Genomic DNA, 18,382 nt, shown 5'->3' with positions numbered 1-18,382 from the left:
TCCGTCCAGTCCATCATGGGGGCCACACTGAGCCGATGGGGCGGGCGCCGTGTCATCCGGCGCTAGGTAGGCGGGAACCGTGGCGAACGCAAAGCCGCCCCGTTGACGCGCGTCAACGCAGCGATCGGATAACCATGTTCTCTTACCCGGCGTCGTCGCGTGGAGACAGGAGTGGCGACGCGGGCGGTGAAACATTCCCCAGGATGCGGATCGGCCCGTCGTGAACCAGCCTGTCGGCGAAGCCGGCGGCCGGACCCGCGCCGATCCTTCCAACAACGCGGAAGGCGGCGCGGGCCTCGTCCTCCCTTCGGCGTCAAGCAGGTGAAGGCGGGCCGCCTCGGCGCGGGCGAGATCCCCGTCTCCGGCCAAGTCGGACAGCCCCGTGGAGGCGCGTGGGGCGCGCGGCGTTGAGCGAGGTCAAGGCGACCGCTCCGGCCAGGGTCGACGCTGCCCCATAGACGCCAAGGCGCACCGGAAGTGAAACCCATGCCACGCAAGCTGCTCTTCGTGCTCGCCGACGGCGGGCGCGCCCGTTTCGTCGAACGCTCGGCCGGCAACGGCGCATTCGTGACGGTGGACGAGTTCGACCACACCTCCGCCCTGCAGCAGCTCCGCGCCGAACTGCGCGCCAGCCCTCCTGTCCGGACCCATTCCAGCGCCTCGCCCCGCCGCTCGGCCGTGGGCCGCGAGGATTACCTGCGCCCCGCCAAGGAGGCCTTCATGGCCGAGGTCGCGGAGCGGGCCGCGGTCCTGATGAAGACGCGGCGCCTGGACGGCGTGTTCCTGGCTGCCCCGCCCCAGCTCATCGGCCGCCTGAGGACGCGGCTGGAAGACCGCGCGCCCGTGGCCGGCGCGCTTCGCAAGGACCTGACCAAGGCGCCCGACCACGAGCTGGGCGCCTGGCTGGCCGACGCCCATCGCGGCTTCGTCTCCTGAGAGGACCCATCACGACCATGCAGATCCCCCTTCAGATCACCTTCGAAGGCGGCCTTGAGGCGAGCGAGGCGCTGCAGCAGCGCATCGAGCGCGAGGCCGAGAAGCTTGAGCGCTTCCACGACCGCATCACCTCGTGCCGGGTGGCCGTGATCGGCCGCGCCCATCGCCGGCGCCACGGCGATCTCTACGCTGTGCGCCTGCAGATCACGACGCCGGCCGGCGGCGACGTGGTGATCGACCGCAACCCGCCGGCCGACCACACCCACGAGGACGCCTTCGTGACGGTCCGCGACGCCTTCGCCGCGGCGCGCCGCCGGCTGCAGGACCGCCGCCGCCGCATGCAGGGCGAGGTGAAGGTCCACGAGGCGCCGCCCCAGGGCCGGGTCGTCCGCCTGTTCCCCGAGGAGGGCTACGGCTTCATCGAGACGGGCGACGGCCGCGAGGTCTATTTCCACCGCAACGCCGTGCTGAACGGCGGTTTCGACCGCCTGACGAACGGAAGCGTCGTGCGCTTCGCCGAGGCCGAGGGCGAGAAGGGCGCCCAGGCGTCCACGGTGCACCTGGTCGGCGGCCGCAACCACCACGCCTGATCAGTCGCGGGACGGCGGGCGCAGCCGCTCGAACAGGATGGTCTGGCCGTCCCGATAGGCGGCGTGCTCGTACTCCCGGAAGCCGCACTTCCCGGCCACGCGGATCGACGGCGCGTTCTGCGGGTCGATCATGCAGACCGTCCGCTCGAAGCGTTCGTCGCACCAGGCGAGCAGCCGCCGCACCGCCTCGGTGGCGATCCCGCGCCCGTGCGCGGCCGGCGCGAAGGCCCAGCCGGCCTCGGGGAAGTCCGAGAACGTCGGCGGCAGCGGCCGGTGGAAGTCGGCCACGCCCACCTCGCCCAGGAACCGGCCGGTCTCGCGATCGGTCACCACGAAGTAGCCATAGCCCAGCAGTTCCCACAGGCCGACGTAGCGCAGCAGCCGGAACCAGACCTCGTCGCGGGTCGAGGGCTTGCCGCCGATGAAGCGCGCCACCTCGGGATCGCTCCACATGGCCAGGCTGTCGTCGAAGTCCGACAGCCTGTGGGGCCTGAGCAGCAGGCGGTCGGTGAGCAGTTCAGGCGCTTGCGAGTAGGTCATGGACGGTTCCGCGGCGGCCGCCGAATCCCGTGGCGACCGCGCTAGCTGTACCGCAACCCGGCGCCAAGGCTACTTCAGCGAGAGCGCCCGCTTCACCTCGCGCCAGTCCACGAACTTGAAGTTCTGGCGGTCCCGGCCCGGAGCCGGCGCCTCGCCGTCGGTGTCGCTGTCGTCCTGCATGACGACGAGGCCTTCGGGATAGGGGCCGACCGGGCCGCCCAGGGCGGCCACGCCGTCGGTGCCGGTCACCGGGTCCGCGCCGTTCGCGCCCATCACCGAGAAGCGCCCCGCATAGGCCGGCGCCTCGCCGTCCACCCGCCAGACCGCGAAGGCGCTGTCGCCCTGGCTGGAGGCGATCAGCCAGGCGGCCTGCCCCTCGCGCAGGATCGTCAGGCCCTCCACGTCGGGCTGGAGCATCGTCGACGGCGCCTCGGCGATCAGCGCGCCCTCGGCGCCCGCCGCCGGGTCCAGGGGATAACGCCACACGCCCTTGGCCTCCTCCCCGATGTAGAGGACACCCTCCGCGTCGTCGGCGACGCAGCCTTCCGTCTGGCTGGAGAGGCCGAAGCGCCGCTGCTCGACCGCCTTGGGCGCGCCGTCGGCGCCGGCCTCGACCCGCACCTGGCGCACCTGGCCGTCCGTGCCGTTGACGATCACCACGAAGGCGTCGCCCAGCCTGGCCATGCACAGGCCGTAGGGCTCGGCCAGGTCGAGCGGGACCACGCCCCAGGGCTTCACCTCCAGGGTGGCGGGATCCATCAGGTAGAGGGCCGCGCCCATGCGGCCGCGGTCGCTGGCGGCGATCAGCACGCGTCGGCCGCCTGGGGTTGGGAAGCCGTCGCGCAGGTCCACGTTGTTGAGCCGCCCCTCCGGCAGGAAACCCCGCACCTTGCCGTCCAGGCCATAGACGTAGAGCCCGGCCTGCTTGTCGGTACCGACGATCACGCCGCGGTTCGGATGGGCCCGGTCCACCCAGATCTCCGCGTCGTCGGCCGCGTCGGCCCGGCGCGTCGCCACGGCCTCGGTCTCGGCCGCCGCGGGGACCGGCGCGCCCACGCCGACCAGCATGCGCTTGGAATCCGAGACCGCTTCCGGGTCGACCGCCACGCAGGAACTCGCAAGAATAGAGGCGGCCACGAGTGACGCAAAACTGTAATAATTCCGGAGCGAAGATCTCACCGACGCCGACTCCACAAGAAAATCGATTCACACCCCTGATATTGACGGAGACTATTCACGTCAAACCATGCGGCTTCATCCGCCAGGCGCGGCGATGGACAGAGGCCGGCCACCCACTCGGCCCGCCCCTCCGTGACATGCAAGTTTCGCAAAACATTCATGAAACCGGTCCGGCAGCCTAACCCCGCATTAGGGATGGACGGCGAGAAACGGAGCGCCTCCCAAGACGCGGTTTCCATGGCCATCCTGCTCGACATTGCGCCCTGCATCGCCCCGGTGTTCGCCACGGCGACCGGGGGCGACATCTACCGGCGCTTCGAGACCGAGCCCGACACCCTGGCCATCGCGGTCGTGGACGAGGCGGGCCGCCCCATCGGCCTCATCGAGCGCAACACCTTCCTCGTGCGCATGGCCGCCCAGTACGGCTACGCCCTGTGGTCGCGCCGGCCGATCGCCGGCTGGATGAAGACCGACCCGCTGATCGCCGACGGCGACGTCACCGTCTCCGAATTCTGCGGCCGCATCCTGGAGGAGCGTCCGTCCGAGCTGCTCCATGGGTTCATCGTCACCTGCGGCGGCCGCTACGCCGGCGTCGGCACCATGCTGGCGCTGCTGCAGGCCTCCGCGGCCGAGACCTCTTCCCACGCCCGCGAGATGACCAGGCTCGCCGACGCCGCCCGCGCCTCCAGCGCCCAGGCTCATGAGGCCCTGGCCGCCAAGGCCCGGTTCCTGGCGGTGATGAGCCACGAGATCCGCACCCCGCTGAACGGCGTGCTGGGCGTCGCCGAGATCCTGCGGCGCAAACTGCCGGGGTCCGAGCACGAGCCTCTCGTCAACACCATCATCGAGTCCGGCAGCGTATTGCTCCGCCTACTGAACGACGCCCTGGACCTGTCGCGCGCCGAGGCGGCCGGACTGGAGCTCGACGAGGAGCCCTGCCGGCCGCCGGCATCCTCGAGGACGTGCTCGACCTCTGGTCGCCGCAAGCCGCCATCAAGGGCGTGCGCCTCACCGGAACCTACGACGGGCCGCCGGACCTCTGGGTGCTGGGCGACCGCGTCCGCCTGCGGCAGATCCTCAACAACTTGGTCGGCAACGGGCTGAAGTTCACCTCCGAGGGCGCGGTGGAGGTGCACCTCTCCGCCGTCGAGGATGGCGGCTGCGTGCGCCTGAAGGGCGTGGTCTCCGACAGCGGCCCCGGCGTCCCGCCCGAGCGCCTGGAGACCATCTTCGAGCCGTTTCAGCAGACGGAGGAAGGCGTCCGGCGCGGCGGCGCGGGCCTGGGCCTGGCCGTGTGCCGGCAGATCATCGAGCGCATGGACGGTCGCATCGACGCGCGCAACAGTCCAACCGGCGGCGCCGTCTTCACCTTCGAGGCCCCGCTCTATCAGGTGCCCGATCCCGGCGCGCTGGCCGACGCGACGCAGGCTGAGGAAAGCGCTTCGGCCGGGCGGCTGCACGTGCTGATCGCCGACGACAACGCCACCAACCGCCTGGTGGCCTCCAGCCTCTGCGAGATGTTCGGCTGCAGCAGCGAATGCGTCGACGACGGCGCGGCGGCCGTCGAGGCCGCCGCCACCGGCCGGTTCGACCTGATCCTCATGGATATAAAGATGCCGGTGATGGACGGGGTAGAGGCCACACGCCGGATCCGCTCGGGCGCCGGGCCCGCATCACAGACTCCGATCCTGGCTCTGACGGCCAACGCCGATCCCGCGGACGCGGCCTTCTACCGGCGATGCGGCGTGAACGGCGTGGTGGAGAAGCCCATCCAGCCCGAGCGGCTGCTGGCGGCGATGACGGCGGTGCTGGACCTGGATGCGGCGGCCGAGGACACCGCCCGATCCCGCATCCTGGTGGAAAGCTAGCCGGCGGCGGCCAGCGCCGTGCTGCGGGCCAGGCGCACGCCGCGGCCCGACAGGACGTAGAGCCGGCGGCGTTCGGCGTCCTCGCCGCCGGAGACGCGCACGAGACCCTCCTCCTGGAGGCGTTCCAGCGTCCGTCGCGTGGGGGATTCCTCGGGAACGGCCACCACGCCGTCGCGATCCAGGGCCTTCAGCAGGGCCAGGCCTTCAGTCGTCAGCTGCAAGACGCACCTCTGGTGTCCCGATTCCACGGCGTCTTCCGACCCGCGACCGCGCACGGACCTGCCGCGCCGCGACCTCAAGACAACAGCTAGCGCATAGACATGTATTCAGACAAGACGGAGCGGACAAATCGGACTTTAGTCTGTGTACGGACTATATCCGCCGCCGCACCGTCGCCGGGAACACTTGCCATAAGCGGTCAGTGGGCGCTCGCGAGCCGCTTCGCCTTCAGCCGCCGCGCCTCGACGCTGGTGATGCACTTCGGTGCGGACCACGCTTCGCCGCCCGCGCGCACCTCCTCGGCCTTCACGAACTCGACGACGCCATATTCCCGCGCGAACGCCCGCCGCGTCTCGGCGGAATCCTCGCAAATATAAAGGGTTTTCGGCGTCTGGCCGGCGTCGGACACCACCGCGTCCTTCGCCGCCTGGGCCGCATTGGGCGCTTCCTTGGCGATGGCGCTTCCACCCGCCAGAGCCGCCAGGGCGGCCGCGCAGATCATGAGACGCATGGACTTCCTCCTAAGGTTGGGCGGACTCAAGGCCGCCTTCTCGGAGGAAAACCTTATCGTATAGCCAGGCTCTGCGAAAGTTTTATGACAGTATTTGACGTCGCACCCCCGCACGGCCCCCGCGCGCCTTCCGGAGGCCTTCCGACGCGCCCTTTCGTGTTTGCATCATCGAAGCGTCACCCGGCTGTCGCACGGAACGGGGATAGTCCCCGCGAGGAGAGGGGGCCGCCACGGCGTCAACCCCATGCGTCAGATCGAGGTGGGGAACGCTCGCCAGTGCGCTACGGCATTGTCCGGGAAAGCCCGAGCCTGCCCCCCGTCGCGGTCCAACGCCGGCTGCTCGACGCCGCCGGCTGCGACGTGGTCCTGCAGGAGGGCCAGCCCACGCCCGAGGCGCAGCGGCGCCTGGCGCGGCTGCTGTTCGGCCTGAAGGAGGGCGACGAGGTGCTTGTGCACAGCCTCGACGCCTTCCAGCGATCCACAGGCGAACTGGCCCAGCTCATCCGCAACTTCCTCGAGGTGCGCGTGACGCTGCGCATCCTGGGGGACGGCGTCGACGGCCAGGCCGCGCTCCAGCCCACCGAAAACGTCCTTCGCGTGCTCTCCCTGCTCGCCGAACACGAGAGCCGCAGGCCCAGCCGCATGCCGCCGGGTGCGGGGTCGCGCACGGGCAGCGGCAGCCGCAATCCGCTTTCCAAGTACCAGGTGGACTACGCCCGCAAACTTCATCGCGAGGGCGCCTCGCTCCGTTCCATCGGGCTGCTCTTCCAGGTCTCGCCGAACGAGGTCTGGGAGGCGATCGGCGACTGATCCCATGACGCCGCTGGGGTGGACGCCGCTGGCCTGGGCGACGATCGCCCTGGGCGTCGCCGTGGGGCCGGCGCTCGCCCGCGCCTCCATCCGCCTGCGGGACCGCGCCGCGGCGCCGTCGGCCTCCCGCATGCTCGTGATGGCGCTCGCCTGCCCGGCGCTGGCGGCCTGGGCGCAGGCTGTCCACCCCGGCGCTCCGGGCGTCCTGGGCGCCCTGCTCGCCTGGCAGCTCGTGCTGCTCGCCCTCCTGGACGCCGACGACTTCTGGCTGCCCCTGCCGCTCACCCTGGCGCTGATCGCCAGCGGGCTCCTCGCCGCCGCCCCCGAAGGCGCCGAGGTCCTCCGGCATCGCGCCGTGGGGGCCTTCGCCGGCTGGGCGGCGCTGATGCTCCTGTCGGCCGCCTACCGCCGCCTGCGGGGGCGCGAGGGTCTGGGCGGCGGCGACGCCTGGCTCCTGGCGGGCGGCGGAGCCTGGGTCGGCTGGATCGCGCTGCCCACGGTGCTGGTCTGGGCGGCCGGGGCGGGCCTCGCGACGGCCGCGGCCCTGGCCGTGGCCCGGCGCCCCATCGAAAGCGGCCGGCACATCCCCTTCGGCGTCCCCCTGGCGGCGGGGATCTGGCTGGCCTGGCTCTACGGCCCGATCGGACGGGCGGGGTTCTAGCCTAGTCCCGGCAGCCCGCCACGGCGGCGACCGGGGCGACGGTCTCCCCGCCCTTGGAATCGGTGATGGTCAGCAGGCCGTCCGGCGCCACCGCCCCGCCGGTCATCGGGCGGGCGGCTCCCGCGTCGAGGTCCAGCAGCAAGGTCAGGCCGGCGCCCTCGAAACGCTGAGGGCCGTGGGACAGTCCCGGGACGCGCTTGAGTTCGCCGGGGCGACCGCCCAACCGCACGCGCGCCTTGCCGTCGACGACCATCAGGATCGGCCCGGCGGGCTCGGACCGCGCCCAGACGAACATGGCGCACCCGGCCTTCGGGAGCTTCTGCGGCGGCAAGGGCTCCAGGGGGCCGACGGCCGCCGTCGCCGGTCCGGCCAGCAGGGCCAGCCCGAGGGTCAGGATGGGGACGAGGCTAGCGGCGCGCACCCAGCGTCCCACGATCCGTCCGGGTAAAGCCGTCCAGGCCCCGCTCGAAGCCGGCCGCGCCGGCGGCGGCGATCGCCAGCGGATCGGTGGCCCGCACCCGGCTCACGGCCTCGTAGCGGCCCGCGCCGTCGAGGCTGGCCAGGACATCGATCGCGACGCCCGACGCCGCCCCCGTCAAGGGCAGGACCAGGCGTCCGTCCCGGCAGGCCGCCTGCCCCGCGAGACGCAGCCCAGGGACCGGGCCGTCGGCGCCGCCCAGTCGCACATCCTGAACCGCAACCCGGCCCCCGGCCTTGCGGCACGCGCCCTTGCCGAAGTCCACGCTCAGGTCCTCCACCCGCAGTTCCCCCGTCAGCGGCAGCCCCGGCGCGAGCCGCGCCAGAGGCAGGGCGGCCGTCGCATGCGACACGCCGCTCGCCCGCAAAATCCCCCGCCCGCGCGCCTCGCCATCCGCCGCGACCCGCAGTCCGAGACCCATGATATCCAGGCTGACCCGGGCGTCACCCAGCGAAATCCCGTGGTAGGCCGCCCCGATGAGGCGCCCCGACCAGATGGTCCCCGTCACCCTCTGCGCCGACAGGCCGGCCTCGGCGGCGCCGGACCAGCCCAGCACCATCCTGAGCGGCGTCAGCGCGACGAGCGCCAGCACGAAGGCCCCGCTGGCGGCAGGCGTGATCCAGCGCATCAATCCGCCCCGTCGCCGAAGGTGGCGTCCACCGAGAGCCCGCCCTGCTCATCCTTCACGATCGTCAGGTGGCGCGGCGTGACGCCGTAGTCCCGCTGCAGGGCGGCCAGCCAGGGGAACAGTTGGGCGGGCGAGACGCCGCCCACCGCCACCTGCACGCCGCCGACCGGATCGGGCTCCACCCGCGAGAGCGTCACGCCGGCCGCCGCCGCCGAAGCGTTCACCGCCTCCGCCGCCGGCGCCTTGCGGGATGCGCCCCCGCCGGCCGTCCGCAGCGTCCGGATGCGGGCGGCGGCGATCTCGATGGCCGCCTCTTCCTTCAGCGCCCGATCGTACCGCCGCTCGGCCGCCGCCCGCGCCTGGGCCAGCGGCCGATGCACGCCGAACCACAGGCCGAAGACCAGCAGCAGGCCGGCCATCACCCCCAGCAACAGCCGCTCGCGCGGCGTCCGGGTCGTCCACCACGCGATCACGGCCGCACTCCCAGGATGACGTCGCTGACGATACGGCCGCCCTCTTCCCGCACGCCCTCCTCGCGGAAGGCGATCCCGTTCCGCTTCAGGGTCTGGGCCAGCAGGTCCCCGTCGGAATAGTTCACATGGCTGATCTGGGCCCGCATGGCCCCATCGGGCGAGACGATCAGGCTCTCGACCTGGGCCTGGTCGATCTCGGACAGCGCCCGGAAGAGCTGGGCCGCCAGGCCCGCCGGCCCGCCGCCGGCGGCCAGTTCGGCCCGGTCGGCCTGGGCGGCGACCTGGGCCATGGGGTCGTTCAGCGCCGTCCCCTTGGGCAGCACGGCGGCCGCCTCGCGCCGGGCCTGCGCCTGCAGGCCGTTCGCCGCCAGGTTCAGCCGCACCGCCTCGGCGGCGTCCAGCAGCGCCGGGCTCAGCACCAGCAGGCCGGCCAGGATCGCCGCCACCCGCAAGTCCCGCGCCGTCACCCGCGAGCCGTCGGCCGGCGCGAAGGCGCCCTGGCGCAGGTCGATCGCGGGCTCGACGGCCCCGCGTCCCAGCAGCTTCTCCAGCGCCTCGCCTTCGACCAGCTCCGGCTGGCGATCGCCCAGGACCAGGGACGCCGTCTCGGGCTCGCTCGCGAAGGCCAGCCGGCGCCCGCGCACCGCCAGGGTCGGCCCGAACCGCGCCGCCACGGGCGCCTCACCTTCGGGCTCGGGCAGCAGCAGGCAGTCGGGAACCACCGCGTCGGGCGTGAGGCTGTACAGCTTGGCCAGGTCTAGCCACGCCTGCATCCGCGACGGGCTCGTCGTGACGACCAGCCGATGGCCGTCGGCCTCCAGCGGTCCCAGGGCCAGGTGCGGCGCCTCCCCGTCGTCCAGGGCCTGGGCGTCCTCCAACAGCAGGGCGGCGGCCGCCCGCGCCTGGGGCTCGCCCCGGGCCGGCAGGTTCACCCAGCGCGCGGTCACCTCCACGCCCGGAACCACCAGCACGACGCCGGTGGGCGCCGCCGGGACCTCGGCATGGACCGGCTGCTCGCCCCGGCCGACGGGTTCGCCGAACTCGTTCAGCAGCAGGTAGGTGGGCGGCGCCTGCGCGTCATGCGGCGCGAAGACCAGTCGTGTTCGTCTCATTCCTCGGGTCCCCAGCGCCGGGCGGCCAGGCGAACCCGGCCCGCGGCGTCAATCTCCATCAGCGCGCTCGACATCACCTCGGCGTCGGCGAAGGTCACCTCGGTCTCCAGGCGGAAGACGCGCGGCTTCGTCTTGAGTTGGCTCACGTCCATGTTCGCCTCGACCACGGCGGGCAGGCCCGCGAAGTCCGAGACATCGTTCCAGCCGGCCGCCGGTCGCGCGGCGATCACCGTCCGCGCCGAGGCGAGCGACATCGGCTCGGCGGCCAGCATGGCCAGCAGCGGCGCCTGGTCCTCGGTCAGGGTGTTGATGTTGATCGGCGCAGGCTCGGCGTTCGGCAAGGCGCAGACGTACGGCTTTAGGCGCGCATAGACCTCGGGCGTGAACCCCCGGATCGCGCGCAGTTCGCTCCGTTCGGCCAACAGGGTCCCGGCCGTGCGGTAGCCGTCGTAGGCCTCGTCCTCGGCCCCGCCGCTTTCGCGCAAGGGATCGGCGTCGATCCAGTCGACCAGGGCCGCGGCCAGCATCTCGGCCTGGCGCGGCGCGAGGCCCACGACCTCGGCCAGGTTCACGAACTGGCGCACGCCCTCGTCCCGACGGCGCAGGCCCTCGGGCGGGCCCTGGGCCACGCTGTTCAGGTTGAAGCAGTTCCCAGCGTCCACCAGGCGCGCATGGATCACGCCGCCGTCCACCGGATAGCTCACCGCCCGGCCGCTCCAGCCGGTCAGCACGGCGTCCGAGCGGGTGAGCGCGCCAATACGCGACCGCGCCAGGGCCTCGGCGCCCAGGGCGTACCAGCGGGCCTGGCCCACCGCCTCGGCGTTGGCGGTGCGGCGCACGCCGAAGCGGATCTCGTCCAGCACGGTGACGGCCATCACCGACATCACCGCCACCAGCAGCAGCACCGACAGCAGCGCCACCCCCTGTTCGTCGCGCCGCCTCATCCGGGCTCCCCCGTCACCAGGAAGGCCTGCGAGAGCTCGCCGTAGTCGTCCAGCGTCAGGTCCAGCCGCACGGCCTGCGGCAGCGGCTGGCGGGGTCCGTTGGGCAGGGCCTGGACCCACTGGCCGTTCATCAGGAAGGCCACGGCGGCGGCGCGCACCCCGGTCAGCAGCACCTGGGGCGGCCCGTATTCGGCCCCGTCCAGCGCCGGGCGCGTCCGGCGCTCCAGCCGGCCGTCGCGCAGCCGGTACTCCACGGCCTGGAGCGAGGCGCGGGGCGCTGCGTCCGGATTGTCCCAGCCGCGTCGGACGAGTTGCAGCAGCGGCCCGCCCGCCTGCTGCTCGTTGCCCGAGAGGGCCCGGGTGGAGAGCCGCCCAGCCGTGTCGCGCACCGGCCGCTGCGCCGCCTGGGCGAGATCGGACTTCAGGGCGGTCCGGGCCCGCTGGAGCTCGCCCAGCCGGTGGGTGTGGGCGCGGACGACCTGCTGGTTGTCGACGCTGAAGCTCATCACGGCCACGCCCGCCGCGGCCACCAGGCCGAAGATCAGCAGCGCCACCATCATCTCGACCAGGGTGAAGCCCTTCATGGCGGCCCCCGGAAGACCGTCGCCTCGCCGATCGTCCCGCCCGTGCGACCGGTGACACGCACGTCGATGCGCAGCATGCCCTCGCCCGCCCGGCTCACCCGCCGCGTCCAGCGCCAGGTCTCGGGGCCGGCGCGGTCGGCGCCCTGGACCTGGCCCAGCGCCGGCGGCAGGGGCGCGGTCAGCGCCTCGATGGCCCGGTTCTCGGCCACGACGCTCGCGAACAGCCGCTGCTCCATGGCCCCGGCCGTCCGGGTGTTCTCCCCGGCCAGGTTCAGCAACGCCAGCGCGCCCAGGCTCAGCACCGCCATGGCGACCAGCATCTCCAGCAGGGTGAAGCCCTGTTCAGCGCCGTTCTCAACCTTGGCCGTCATGGACCTGCACCTCGCCCTGGGCGTCCACCACGACGCGCATCGTGCGCGCCTTGTTCGACAGGCGGATCACGGCGGGTTCGGCCGCGCCCGTGGTGTCGAAGCGCACGGCGCGGCGGCCGTCAGCGCCCTCCACCGCGACCTTCAGCCCCTCGGGCCAGACCTGGGCCTCGAAGGGCCCGTCGGCCAGCGGCCGCCACTCCCCCCGCCGCTGTTCGCGGAACGCGTAGCCGCGGGCGTCCAGCGCCACCTCCACCGGCCGATTGACGGCGAGGGCCTCCTCGCGCGCGTGCTCCAGCCGTCCGGCCAGCCGCTCGGCCTCGTCCGACAGGCGCGGGCCCTCGTCCGGCAGGGTCATCAGGACCGTGGCCGTCAGCAGCCCCAGGATCGCCAGCGCCACCATCATCTCGACCAGCGAGAAGCCGCGCTCGGCCCGGGAGCGGCGGCGCCTAGCTCCAGTTGCCGATGTCGGCGTCATCGCCCTCCCCGCCCTTCTGCCCGTCCGCGCCGTAGGACCAGACGTCGAAACGCCCGTGCTCGCCCGGATAGCGGTACTGGTAGGGGTTGCCCCACGGGTCCTGCGGCAGGCGGCGCACGTAGCCGCCCTCGCGGTAGCGGTCCGGCCGCGCCAGGCCCTGCGGCGCGCTGACCAGGGCCTGGAGCCCCTGCTCGGTCGTCGGGAACGACAGGTTCTCCAGCCGGAAGGTCTCCACCGCCTGCTCCAGCACGGCGACGTCGGCGCGGGCCTTCTCCTTCATGGCCCGGTCCTGGCTCGGCAGGACGTTGATCATCACCACCGTGGCCAGCAGGCCGATGATCACGATGACCACCATCACCTCCACCAGGGTGAAGCCGGCTTCGGCGCGCCGGCGGGCGCGGGTTTGCGTCTCGGGCATGGGGTCTCCCTCAGCGGTAGGCGAGCGTGTTGATCTGGAGGATGGGCAGCAGGATCGAGAGGACGATCAGCGTCACGATCAGGCCCATGACGATGATGATGGCGGGCTCCAGCAGGCTCAGCGCCACGGCCACCACGGCGTTGAACTCGCGCTCCAGGTACTCGGCGGCGCGGCCCAGCATCACGTCCACCCGGCCGGCGTTCTCGCCGCTGGCCGCCATGTAGACGAGGATCGGCGGGAAGAGCCCCGCCCGGCGCAGGGCCCCCGACAGGCTGCCGCCCTCGCGCACGAAGGCGACCATCTCCTCCACGGCCGCCCGCTGGGCGCGGTTGTGGACCGTGGGCGCGGTCAGCAGCAGCCCCTCCAGCACCGGCACGCCGCTGGCGATCATGGTGGAAAGGGTGCGGGCGAGCCTGGCGGCGTGCAGGTTGCGGATCACCTTGCCCAGGAACGGTACGCGCAGCAGGCCGGCGTCGAACCTCAGCCGCAGGGCGGGCCGCCGCAGCGCCTGGGCCGCGCCCAGCCCCGCCAGGACCAGCAGCAGCAGGACCAGCCAGCCCCAGTCCCGCGCGCCCTCGGCGATGAAGATGATGGCGCGCGTCAGCCACGGCAGCCGCTGGCCCATGCTGTCGAACTGCTCGACCACCTTGGGCACCACGAAGGTGATCAGCGCGGCGATCACGCAGAGCGCCGTGCCGGCCAGGGCCAGCGGATAGATCAGCGCCACGAGCAGGCGGCTGCGGGCCGCCTCGTCGCGCTCCAGCAGGTCGGCCAGCCGCTCCAGGATCTCGGGCAGCGCCCCCGAGCTCTCGCCCGCCGCCACCATCGCCCGGTAAAGCCGGGGGAAGGCCTCCCCCTGGCGGGCCATGGCGTCCGACAGGCGGTAGCCCTCCAGCACCGCGGCATGGGTGGCCAGCAGCACGCGGCGCACCGCCGGCTGCTCGGCCTGGAGCGCCAGGGTGCGCAGCGCCTCCTCCAGCGGGGCCACCGCGATCAGGGTGGCGAGCTGGCGGGTGATCAGCGCGAGCTGGCGCGGGCCGACCCGGTCGGGGAACAGCCTGAGGCCCAGCCCCTTCCGCTCGGCGGCCGGCGCGAGCTTGAGCGGCATGAGCCGGCGGCCCTGGAGCTGCTCGCGCGCCGCGCGCTCGCTGGGCGCCGAGACCACGCCCGTGCGCGTGCGCCCGCCGGCGTCGAGGGCCGTATACTCAAACGCCGACATGCTCACCGGCCTCCTGGCGGCTGACCCGGATCGCCTCCTCCAGGGTGGTGATCCCCTCGGCCACGTAGCGCCGGGCCTCGGCCTGCAGCGTCCCGCCCCGCGGGAAGGCGGCCTTGGCGATCTCGGCCTCGTCGGCGTCCTCGACGATCAGGCGGCGGATGGGCTCGTCCACGCGCAGCGCCTCGTAGATCCCCACCCGCCCGACATAGCCGGTGTGCGAGCAGGCCGGGCAGCCCGCGGCGCGGAAGATCGTGTGGCCGCGCGGGACGCCGATCATCTTGGCGCTGGCCGCGTCGGCGGGCTCGGGCCGGCGGCAGTCGGGACAGAGCCGCCGCACCAGCCGTTGCGCCACGATGGCCCGCACGGTGGAGGCCAGCAGGAACGGCTCCACCCCCATGTCCCGCAGGCGGGTGATCGCGCCCGCCGCGTCGTTCGTGTGCACGGTGGACAGCACCAGGTGGCCGGTGAGGCTGGCCTGGACGGCGATCTGGGCGGTCTCCACGTCGCGGATTTCGCCCACCATCACGACGTCCGGGTCCTGGCGCAGGATGGCCCTGAGGCCCGCCGCGAAGGTCATGCCGACCTTGGGGTTCACCTGCGTCTGGCCGAGCCCCTGGATGGCGTACTCGACCGGGTCCTCGATGGTCAGGATGTTGCGCGTGGCGTCGTTCAGCAGGGAAAGCGCCGCGTAGAGCGAGGTGGTCTTGCCCGAGCCCGTCGGGCCGGTGACCAGGATCACGCCGTTGGGCTCGCGAAGGGCGCCGCGGAACACCTCCAGCGCCCGGGCCGACATGCCGAGCTCCTCGAGCCCCAGGAGCGCCTGGTCCTGGTCGAGGATGCGCAGCACCACCCGCTCGCCCGCCCGCGCCGGCAGGGTCGAGACCCGCACGTCCAGCGAGCGGCCGCCCAGGGCCAGCGAGATGCGGCCGTCCTGGGGGACGCGCTTCTCGGCGATGTCGAGCCTGGCCATCACCTTCACCCGGCTGACCAGCAGGGGTGCGATCCGGGGGGAGAGGCTCAGCACCTCCCTCAGCACCCCGTCGACGCGCAGGCGCACGACGAGGGCCTGTTCGAAGGGCTCGATGTGGACGTCCGAGGCGCCCTGTCGCACGGCCTCGGCGATCAGGCCGTTGATCAGCCGGATCACCGGGGCGTCGTCCTGGGCGTCCAAGAGGTCGGCGGCGGCCGGCAGGTCGTCGGCCAGGCTGTCGAGGCCCGCCGGCAGCTCCAGGTCGGCGTCGGACGCCAGGCCGTCGCCGGCGTAGGCTTCAGACAGTCGTCGCTCGAATTCGGCGCGGCTCAGCGGCTCGACCCGGAGCGGCGTCCGCAGCGCGCGGCGGGCCTCGATCAGGGCGGCCGGGTCGGCCCCCTCGCGCAGGCCCACGACCGCCGTCTCGCCGAGGTCGAGCAGCAGGACGCCGCTCTTCTTGGCGAAGGCGTAGGCGAGCCGGGGCGCGGTCACGGCGTCACCGGTTTGGCCGAGGGCGGCTCTGCGCGGAGGTAGTCGCGGACCAGGGCCTCCAGCTCGCTCTGGCGGACGGGGTCGCGGGCGGCCTGCTGGCCGGCGATGTAGTCGTACTTGGGCCCGGTCACGGCGCGGGCCTGGGCGGCGTCGCCCACGATCTTCGGCCGGATGAAGACCATCAGGTTGGTCTTGGTCTTGCGCTTGTTGGTGCCCCGGAACAGGGCGCCGACGCCGGGGATGTCGCCCAGGACCGGCGTCTTCTCCACCGACACCCGCTCGTTCTGGTCCAGGAGGCCGCCGAGGACGATGATCTCGCCGTCGTCGACGTTCACCGTGGTCTCGATCTCTCGCTTGTTGAGCACCAGCTCGGTGAAGTTGGCGCTGACCGGCCCGGCCACGCTGGAGACCTCCTGGCGCAGGAAGAGGGTGATGGTGCCGCCGGCGTTGATCTGGGGCGTCACGTCGAGCTGCACGCCGACGTTCTGGCGGGCGATGGTTCGGAACGGGTTCTCGTTGTTGGCGCCCAGGCTCTCGCCGGTGGTGATCGGCACCTCCTGGCCGACCAGGATGGTGGCCGGCTGGTTGTCGAGCGTCATGACCGAGGGCGTCGAGAGCAGGTTCGAGGCGGTGTCGGACTTCACCGCGTTGATCACCACGCCGAACAGGGCGTCGTCGCCGATTTGGCCCGCCCCGCCCAGCAAGGCGCCGTTGGCGCCCAGCAGCGACTGGACGGCGGCCTGGCGCAGCGCCTGCTTCACCTCGTCGTCGTCGGGCAGGTTCTTCTCGGCGGCCACCGCGCCGGTGATGGCCAGCAGGTTCGGCGCGCTGTTCGAGTAGTTGGTGGCCGTGAACGGGATGGCCGAGCCGTTGATCCCGGCCAGCGCGAACTGCACCCCCAGCCGCTTGGCCGCCTCGTCGGAGACCTCGACCACCACGGCCTCCACCAGCACCTGGCGGCGGCGGACGTCGAGCTGGCGGATCACCTCGGCCAGCATCCGCTGGGTCTCGGGGTCGGCGGCGATGACGATGGCGTTGGCGCCGGGGTAGCGGGCGATGTTGGCCCGGGGCTGGCCCGCGCCCGTGGCGGCCGCGACGGGCGTTTCGGCGGGCGCAGCCGCCGCCTGGCCCTGGCGCATGGACGTCCGCGCCGGCCCCGTGGAAGCCGTCGCCGGCGAGGTCGGCGCCTGGCCCACGAGCTGCTGCAGGACGGGAACGAGCTGTTCGGCGTTGGCGTGCTGGAGCTGGACGACGCGCACGTCGCCCGCCGTCTCGGCCCGCCGGTCGAGATCGGCCACGATGGCCAGCAGCGGCCGCACCGCCTCGGCCTCGCCGCGCAGGATGATCGAGTTGCTGCTCTCCACCACGACGATGGAGACCACGCCGTTGCGCGCGCCCGCCTCGGCGCCCGGCGCCTTCAGGAGGTCGTTCAGCACGCCAGCGATCTCGCGCGCCGAGCTGGAGCGCAGGGTGACCGTCTCGGTGATCCCCCGGTCCTGGTCGATCTGGGAGAGCAGGCCCCGGATGCGGCGCAGGTTGTCGGCGTAGTCGGCGACCACCAGCATGTTGCCGCGCGGGATCGGCTGGATCGCGCCCTGGCGCCCGACCAGGGGTTTCAGCGTCTCGGCGGCCGAGGCCGCGTCGAGGTTCCGCAGGCGCAGGACCTGGGTGGCGAAGCCGTAGCCGGCCGAGGCGCCCAGGCTCGCGGGCTGGGTGGCCGCGCCGTCCTCGGGTGCGATGCGGTAGGCGCCGGCGCCGGTGGGGATCGCCACCAGTCCGTTGGCCCGCAGGGTCGACAGCAGCACGTCGAACAGCTCGGCCTTGGACAGCGGCTCCTGGCTCGCCACCGAGACCTTCCCCTGCACGCGCGGGTCGATGATGAACGTCCGGCCGGTGGCGCGGGCCACGTCCTGGATGAACACCCGGATGTCGGCGTCCTGCAGGTTCAGGACCTGCTCCTGCGCCAGCACGGGCGGCGGCAGGGTGGCGGTCATGGCGCCGGCCAGGAGGGTCAGGGCAAGCAGTCGTCTCACTGGGCCATCCGGATGCTGGTGGTCATGACCTGGCCGTTCCGCTCGAAGCGGATCTCGGCGCCGGTCGCCTCGGAAAGGTCTTGGCGGAGCTGGCTGACCCGCTCGGGCGTCAGCACCACCCCGTCGACGGAAAGCAGCACGTCGCCGCGCTGGAGGCCGGCGGCCCGCAGCAGGTCGTCGCCGCCGCGCGGCACGACCTGGTAGCCGGACGGCCGGCCGTCGCGCAGGCGCGGCAGCAGCGTGGTCTGGTCGAGCAGCCGGTCGAGGTTGACGGCGGGTCCGGGGCCCGAGGCGGCCGGGGCCGGAGCCAGGGTCTCCATGGGCAGGACGGTCGTTCCGGCCGCAGGCCTCGGGAAGCCCACGCGCATGCGCGCGCCGCCGCGGTTCAGGACCACGTGGTCGGCTGCCACCGAGGCCAGGGTGAGGCCGGGCTCGACCTCCTCGCCCACGTCGTAGAAGCGCTGGGGACCGCCGGAGGCGGCGAGGATCGCCGAGCCCCGGCCGCCCGGCTGCACGCGGACGCCGTAAAGCGTGAACCCGCCGCCCGAGGATTGCGCCGCGCCGGCCGGCGCGGCGGCCGGCAGCCGGAAGAAGGGATCGAACTGGGCCAGGATCGAGAGGTCGGCGGCCGGCGGCCTGGCGGGCGCGGAGGCGGCCGCCTTGCCGACGGGACCAAGGGGCGTGACCAGCGTCCAGGTCAGCCGGGCCGCCTGCACGGCGAGGCCCGCCGCCAGGGCGATCTCGACCGCCGTGAGCAGGCGCCTCGGACGAACGGCGCCCAGGGCTTGGAGCTGGAGCTTCAACCTATCCCCCGTTGCCGCCGGGTTGGGCGGGACGGCGGACTCTTGGCGGACGACGCCGACGTTCCCGT

At 73.0% G+C, this 18,382-nt stretch carries 23 protein-coding genes; 6 read left to right on the top strand and 17 right to left on the bottom strand.

Going from position 1 to position 18,382, the window contains the following annotated elements; genetic code table 11:
* Positions 1-486 precede the first annotated feature (486 nt).
* Positions 487-936, top strand: coding sequence for a host attachment protein (locus ACK4TT_RS02135; RefSeq protein ID WP_410212273.1), 450 nt, complete (start codon positions 487-489; stop codon positions 934-936).
* Between the two features lie 17 nt (positions 937-953).
* On the top strand, positions 954-1,526 hold the full coding sequence (locus ACK4TT_RS02130; RefSeq protein WP_410212272.1) for a cold shock domain-containing protein: 573 nt from the start codon (positions 954-956) through the stop codon (positions 1,524-1,526).
* On the opposite strand, the gene ACK4TT_RS02125 is transcribed toward ACK4TT_RS02130, so the two are convergent.
* Together ACK4TT_RS02125 and ACK4TT_RS02120 are read right to left on the bottom strand one after the other, a co-directional pair.
* Positions 1,527-2,066 carry a GNAT family N-acetyltransferase gene (locus ACK4TT_RS02125; protein WP_410212271.1) on the bottom strand — a complete coding sequence of 180 codons (540 nt, stop codon included), beginning with the start codon at positions 2,064-2,066 and terminating at the stop codon, positions 1,527-1,529. It lies immediately after the preceding gene.
* Positions 2,067-2,135: 69 nt separating this feature from the next.
* Positions 2,136-3,203, bottom strand: a complete 1,068-nt coding sequence (locus tag ACK4TT_RS02120) for a phytase (RefSeq protein ID WP_410212270.1) — start codon at positions 3,201-3,203, stop codon at positions 2,136-2,138.
* 279 nt (positions 3,204-3,482) lie between these two features.
* Here ACK4TT_RS02120 and ACK4TT_RS02115 point away from each other — a divergent pair, with 279 nt between their 5' ends.
* Together ACK4TT_RS02115 and ACK4TT_RS02110 are read left to right on the top strand one after the other, a co-directional pair.
* On the top strand, positions 3,483-4,349 hold the full coding sequence (locus ACK4TT_RS02115) for a histidine kinase dimerization/phospho-acceptor domain-containing protein (RefSeq protein ID WP_410212269.1): 867 nt from the start codon (positions 3,483-3,485) through the stop codon (positions 4,347-4,349).
* On the top strand, positions 4,247-5,113 hold the full coding sequence (locus tag ACK4TT_RS02110; RefSeq protein WP_410212268.1) for an ATP-binding protein: 867 nt from the start codon (positions 4,247-4,249) through the stop codon (positions 5,111-5,113). The genes ACK4TT_RS02115 and ACK4TT_RS02110 overlap by 103 nt, the downstream gene beginning before the upstream one ends.
* Here ACK4TT_RS02110 and ACK4TT_RS02105 read toward each other — a convergent pair.
* Together ACK4TT_RS02105 and ACK4TT_RS02100 are read right to left on the bottom strand one after the other, a co-directional pair.
* Entirely contained in the window at positions 5,110-5,334 is a 225-nt protein-coding gene (locus tag ACK4TT_RS02105; protein WP_410212267.1) for a hypothetical protein, read from the bottom strand. The genes ACK4TT_RS02110 and ACK4TT_RS02105 overlap by 4 nt on opposite strands.
* A 197-nt stretch (positions 5,335-5,531) precedes the next feature.
* The gene (locus ACK4TT_RS02100; protein WP_410212266.1) at positions 5,532-5,843 is read right to left on the bottom strand and encodes a hypothetical protein; all 312 of its coding nucleotides are present in this window, start codon (positions 5,841-5,843) and stop codon (positions 5,532-5,534) included.
* Positions 5,844-6,119: 276 nt separating this feature from the next.
* Here ACK4TT_RS02100 and ACK4TT_RS02095 point away from each other — a divergent pair, with 276 nt between their 5' ends.
* Together ACK4TT_RS02095 and ACK4TT_RS02090 are read left to right on the top strand one after the other, a co-directional pair.
* A complete protein-coding gene (locus tag ACK4TT_RS02095) occupies positions 6,120-6,653 on the top strand; it encodes a recombinase family protein (protein WP_410212265.1) in 534 nt (177 codons plus the stop codon).
* 4 nt (positions 6,654-6,657) lie between these two features.
* On the top strand, positions 6,658-7,314 hold the full coding sequence (locus ACK4TT_RS02090) for a prepilin peptidase (RefSeq protein ID WP_410212264.1): 657 nt from the start codon (positions 6,658-6,660) through the stop codon (positions 7,312-7,314).
* A gap of 1 nt (position 7,315) precedes the next feature.
* Here the strand turns inward: ACK4TT_RS02090 and ACK4TT_RS02085 are convergent, their stop codons facing one another.
* Genes ACK4TT_RS02085 through ACK4TT_RS02025 form a run of 13 tightly spaced genes read right to left on the bottom strand, consistent with a single transcriptional unit; the run spans position 7,316 to position 18,314 of the window.
* A complete protein-coding gene (locus ACK4TT_RS02085) occupies positions 7,316-7,735 on the bottom strand; it encodes a hypothetical protein (RefSeq protein WP_410212263.1) in 420 nt (139 codons plus the stop codon).
* Positions 7,722-8,420 carry a type II secretion system protein N gene (gspN, locus tag ACK4TT_RS02080; protein WP_410212262.1) on the bottom strand — a complete coding sequence of 233 codons (699 nt, stop codon included), beginning with the start codon at positions 8,418-8,420 and terminating at the stop codon, positions 7,722-7,724. The genes ACK4TT_RS02085 and gspN overlap by 14 nt, the downstream gene beginning before the upstream one ends.
* On the bottom strand, positions 8,420-8,893 hold the full coding sequence (gspM, locus tag ACK4TT_RS02075; RefSeq protein ID WP_410212261.1) for a type II secretion system protein GspM: 474 nt from the start codon (positions 8,891-8,893) through the stop codon (positions 8,420-8,422). Before gspM ends, gspN begins: the two co-directional genes overlap by 1 nt.
* A complete protein-coding gene (gspL, locus tag ACK4TT_RS02070; RefSeq protein WP_410212260.1) occupies positions 8,890-10,005 on the bottom strand; it encodes a type II secretion system protein GspL in 1,116 nt (371 codons plus the stop codon). Before gspL ends, gspM begins: the two co-directional genes overlap by 4 nt.
* Positions 10,002-10,949, bottom strand: coding sequence for a type II secretion system minor pseudopilin GspK (gene gspK, locus ACK4TT_RS02065; protein WP_410212259.1), 948 nt, complete (start codon positions 10,947-10,949; stop codon positions 10,002-10,004). The genes gspL and gspK overlap by 4 nt, the downstream gene beginning before the upstream one ends.
* On the bottom strand, positions 10,946-11,533 hold the full coding sequence (gene gspJ / locus ACK4TT_RS02060; RefSeq protein WP_410212258.1) for a type II secretion system minor pseudopilin GspJ: 588 nt from the start codon (positions 11,531-11,533) through the stop codon (positions 10,946-10,948). The genes gspK and gspJ overlap by 4 nt, the downstream gene beginning before the upstream one ends.
* The gene (gene gspI / locus ACK4TT_RS02055) at positions 11,530-11,904 is read right to left on the bottom strand and encodes a type II secretion system minor pseudopilin GspI (RefSeq protein ID WP_410212257.1); all 375 of its coding nucleotides are present in this window, start codon (positions 11,902-11,904) and stop codon (positions 11,530-11,532) included. The genes gspJ and gspI overlap by 4 nt, the downstream gene beginning before the upstream one ends.
* Positions 11,888-12,379 carry a GspH/FimT family pseudopilin gene (locus tag ACK4TT_RS02050; protein ID WP_410212256.1) on the bottom strand — a complete coding sequence of 164 codons (492 nt, stop codon included), beginning with the start codon at positions 12,377-12,379 and terminating at the stop codon, positions 11,888-11,890. The genes gspI and ACK4TT_RS02050 overlap by 17 nt, the downstream gene beginning before the upstream one ends.
* Entirely contained in the window at positions 12,351-12,797 is a 447-nt protein-coding gene (gspG, locus tag ACK4TT_RS02045) for a type II secretion system major pseudopilin GspG (RefSeq protein ID WP_410212255.1), read from the bottom strand. Before gspG ends, ACK4TT_RS02050 begins: the two co-directional genes overlap by 29 nt.
* Before the next feature lie 10 nt (positions 12,798-12,807).
* Positions 12,808-14,016: a type II secretion system inner membrane protein GspF gene (gene gspF, locus ACK4TT_RS02040; protein ID WP_410212254.1), complete on the bottom strand. Its 1,209-nt coding sequence runs from the start codon at positions 14,014-14,016 to the stop codon at positions 12,808-12,810.
* Entirely contained in the window at positions 14,003-15,478 is a 1,476-nt protein-coding gene (gene gspE, locus ACK4TT_RS02035; RefSeq protein WP_410212253.1) for a type II secretion system ATPase GspE, read from the bottom strand. The genes gspF and gspE overlap by 14 nt, the downstream gene beginning before the upstream one ends.
* Entirely contained in the window at positions 15,475-17,511 is a 2,037-nt protein-coding gene (gene gspD / locus ACK4TT_RS02030; protein ID WP_410212252.1) for a type II secretion system secretin GspD, read from the bottom strand. The genes gspE and gspD overlap by 4 nt, the downstream gene beginning before the upstream one ends.
* Positions 17,508-18,314, bottom strand: coding sequence for a type II secretion system protein N (locus ACK4TT_RS02025; RefSeq protein ID WP_410212251.1), 807 nt, complete (start codon positions 18,312-18,314; stop codon positions 17,508-17,510). Before ACK4TT_RS02025 ends, gspD begins: the two co-directional genes overlap by 4 nt.
* Positions 18,315-18,382 lie beyond the last annotated feature (68 nt).

This window comes from Phenylobacterium sp. (assembly GCF_046463815.1).
Taxonomy (GTDB): Bacteria; Pseudomonadota; Alphaproteobacteria; order Caulobacterales; family Caulobacteraceae; genus Phenylobacterium.
Note: the sequence above shows the minus strand (reverse complement) of the source record. Positions and strands in the feature narration are given on the sequence as shown.